Raw genomic sequence first — 3,742 nt, 5'->3', positions numbered from 1 at the left:
ATGCTGTTTTTCGCAATTCTAGTATATCAGATGAACGTGTCTTTTGTGTTGCACTTCATTTTACAACAGGGCGAATAACTTTTCATAAGCCGATCTAAGAAAAACTTATTCAAAGGTCTTGCCAAGAGAAAGTTTTTTTGGTAATATAGTACGGTATGTGGTGCTAGCACATCCGTAATATTAGATCTAATAGGAGGCAAAACAGAATGGCTAAAGTATGTTATTTTACTGGTCGTAAGACTGTATCAGGAAACAACCGTTCACACGCGATGAACCAAACCAAACGTGCCGTAAAACCAAACCTTCAAAAAGTAACTGTCCTTATCGATGGTAAACCTAAAAAAGTTTGGGCTTCAGCTCGTGCATTGAAATCTGGTAAAGTAGAACGCGTTTAATAAAGAAAGAAGGCTGGGCATAAAGTGTCCAGCCTTCGCTTTTTGATAGGAATAGTAGTATGACGCAGTGGTTGATTGGAACTACTCATGTTTGAAACATTCGTACTTCCTAATCAACTGCGCGGGGGTGGGAAAATTGAAAAGGTTTGGGGAACCTTTTCAACTTTTTTTATTTTACGAAGTTCTTTCCCACTCCCTTTTCTTTTTCTTCATTTTTTCTCTTTTTGGACATTTGTATCAACCGATAGGAGAAAGGTGTATCCCTTTTACACGCGCCCTCTTTTATGGTAAAATAGAATATAAAATACTTTTGAGGTAGAAATTATGACAGTAAAAATCAATACAAAAGATGGTCAGATTGAATTGACCGATGATGTCATCGCAACTGTTGTAGGCGGTGCAGCCACTGAAATTTTTGGAGTGGTTGGAATGGCCAGCAAAAACGCGATTAAAGATAATTTCCAAGCTCTCTTAGGTAAGGAAAACTACTCTAAGGGTGTCGTTGTGAAAACAGCGGAAGCAGGAAGTATTGCGGTTGATGTTTACACTGTTTTGAGCTATGGTACAAAGATTAGCGAAGTCTCAAAAAATATTCAAGAGCGTGTCAAATTCAGTTTAGAAAATCAACTTGGAATCACAACGGATACAGTCAACGTCTATATCCAAAACATTAAAATTGTGGGAGAATAATCGTGTCTAAAATTACAACTAGTTTATTTCAAGAAATGGTCCAAGCAGGGGCTACTCGCTTAAATAAACAAGCCGAGTATGTCAATTCATTGAACGTTTTTCCTGTACCAGATGGTGATACTGGAACCAACATGGGGATGACCATTGAAAATGGTGCAAAAGAAGTAGCCGATCGCTCTGCTTCAACTGTTGGTGAAGCAGCCAATATCTTTGCGAAGGGGCTTTTGATGGGAGCGCGTGGAAACTCAGGAGTGATTACGTCACAATTGTTCCGCGGATTTTCTCAAAGCGTCAAAGACAAGGATGAATTGGATGGGGCAGCTCTTGCGGCAGCCTTCCAAGCAGGGGTTGAAGTAGCCTATAAAGCGGTTATGAAACCTGTAGAAGGAACTATCTTAACGGTTTCTCGCGGTGCTGCTATCGGTGCTAAGAAAAAAGCAGAATCAACCAATGATGCGGTTGAAGTCATGCGTGCAGCCCTTGAAGGAGCTAAAACGGCTCTTGCCAAAACACCAGATATGCTTCCTGTATTGAAGGAAGTCGGTGTGGTGGACTCTGGTGGTCAAGGTTTGGTCTTCATCTATGAAGGGTTCTTATCAGCTTTGACAGGAGAATTCATCGCTTCTGAAGAATTTGTGGCGACTCCAGCAACTATGTCAGAAATGATTAACGCAGAGCACCACAAGTCCGTAGCAGGTCATGTGGCAACCGAAGATATCACCTTTGGTTACTGTACAGAGATCATGGTCGCTTTGAAACAGGGTCCAACCTATGTCAAAGACTTTGACTACGACGAATTCCGTAACTATTTGAACAATCTTGGGGATTCTCTATTAGTCGTCAACGATGATGAAATCGTCAAAGTTCACGTCCATACAGAAGATCCAGGTCTTGTCATGCAAGAAGGTCTTAAGTACGGAAGCTTGGTTAAGGTGAAAGTCGACAACATGCGCAACCAGCACGAAGCACAAGTTGAAAAAGAAGAGCGCCAAGCGAAACCAGCTGAAGCAAAAGAATATGCCATCATTGCAGTCGTTGCGGGTGACGGATTAGCAGATATCTTCAAAGCGCAAGGAGTTGATTACATCATCTCTGGTGGTCAAACCATGAACCCTTCAACAGAAGACTTTGTCAAAGCTGTTGAAGAGTTGAATGCGCGCAACATCATTATCTTGCCAAACAACAAGAATATCTTGATGGCGGCTCAATCTGCAGCAGAAGTCATTGAGCAACCAGCAGCAGTTGTTGAGACGAAGACCATCCCTCAAGGATTGACCAGTCTTCTTGCTTTTGATGAGAGCAAGTCGATCGAAGAAAATTACGAACGCATGAGCGCTTCATTGGAAGATGTTGTGTCTGGTAGTGTGACGACAGCTGTTCGTGATACCACTATTGATGGTCTTGAAATCCATGAAAACGACAATCTTGGAATGGTCGATGGTAAGATCGTCGTTTCCAATCCAGATATGATGGAAACCTTGACAGCAACCTTTGACAAGATGTTGGACGAAGATAGTGAAATTGTCACTATTTATATCGGTGAGGATGGTAAAGAAGAAGTAGCCAATGACTTGGCTCAAAACTTGATGGCTAAATATGAGGACGTCGAAGTCGAAATTCATCAAGGAAATCAACCAGTTTACCCATATTTGTTTAGCGTTGAATAATCAAAAAATTTCAAAAATAGCAGGAAAAAGAGCCAAAAAAATGATTTTTTGGCCCTTTTTTTGATAAAAAAAGCTTTATGAAAGCGATTAGATAGGTGTTTTTAGACAATTTTTATTTGATATGTTATACTTTAGAAAAATAGAAATAGGAGAAAAAAGCAAATGAAAAAGGTAATCTGCTTTTTAGGAGCTTTGCTTTTTGTGATGACGGGTTGTGCTACTAAGTCCCAGTCCACAGAAACATCAAAAAGCTCAACCACTACTTCGATAGAAAAAAGTGAAACTGTTACCAGTGAGGCAAAGGAAGAAACCAAGGTTCTCACTGCAGAAATCAATGGCAATCAACATCGCTACACCATCACGACAAAAGGTGATAAGGTTCAGAAATTAAAGTTAGATGTTTTATCGGCCCTACCAGAAAAAATTGCCACTAATTCAGCTAATCTAAGTCCTGAAGAGATGACAAAAATTATCAATGAAGGCTTGCAGTCAGATTCAGAATACATGGCTCTGAAAGACACAGCTGGCTTCAGTATCGAATATAAGGTCACTCCAGAGAAAAAATTAGCCTCAACGGTTTCTGTTGATATGGAAACCATTGATTGGGATAAGGTTAAAGATCTATCTTACTTTAAAGATCTTGGTATCGATGACCTGAAAGACATCAAGGCGTCTACTGTTTTCACAGGATTAAAACTCCATGGTTTCAAAGAAGAAACCCCAGCACCATAGGCTCGGACTCTTGTCCGGCCTTTTTTTATTTTCCATGACATTTGTCATGTGAGCCAGTGACAAAATCATCTAGTGGGCAGTTATTCCTTTCGCTATAATATAGTCAGAAAGTAAGAGGTAAGGAAAAATGAAACAATGGTTCTATAAAGTGTTTACGTTAACAGTGGTTGGGATGGTCGTCTATGATTCTGTCAATAATTTTGTGTAAACACTCAAGTAAAGTTGCGGAGTGTTAATCAAATAAGCTTTCAAGTGTGT

At 40.1% G+C, this 3,742-nt stretch carries 4 protein-coding genes; all 4 read left to right on the top strand.

The window, feature by feature from the left end:
- Positions 1-206: 206 nt before the first annotated feature.
- Positions 207-395, top strand: a complete 189-nt coding sequence (gene rpmB, locus K1J10_RS10215; protein ID WP_001140948.1) for a 50S ribosomal protein L28 — start codon at positions 207-209, stop codon at positions 393-395.
- Positions 396-719: 324 nt separating this feature from the next.
- On the top strand, positions 720-1,085 hold the full coding sequence (locus tag K1J10_RS10210; protein ID WP_006594986.1) for an Asp23/Gls24 family envelope stress response protein: 366 nt from the start codon (positions 720-722) through the stop codon (positions 1,083-1,085).
- A gap of 2 nt (positions 1,086-1,087) precedes the next feature.
- Positions 1,088-2,752, top strand: a complete 1,665-nt coding sequence (locus tag K1J10_RS10205; RefSeq protein WP_048691480.1) for a DAK2 domain-containing protein — start codon at positions 1,088-1,090, stop codon at positions 2,750-2,752.
- Between the two features lie 162 nt (positions 2,753-2,914).
- Positions 2,915-3,484 carry an SP0191 family lipoprotein gene (locus tag K1J10_RS10200; RefSeq protein ID WP_223357268.1) on the top strand — a complete coding sequence of 190 codons (570 nt, stop codon included), beginning with the start codon at positions 2,915-2,917 and terminating at the stop codon, positions 3,482-3,484.
- Positions 3,485-3,742: the final 258 nt, after the last annotated feature.

It is taken from the genome of Streptococcus australis, from assembly GCF_019930045.1.
Classification (GTDB): Bacteria; Bacillota; Bacilli; order Lactobacillales; family Streptococcaceae; genus Streptococcus; species Streptococcus australis_D.
This window is presented reverse-complemented; position numbering and strand designations above follow the sequence as displayed.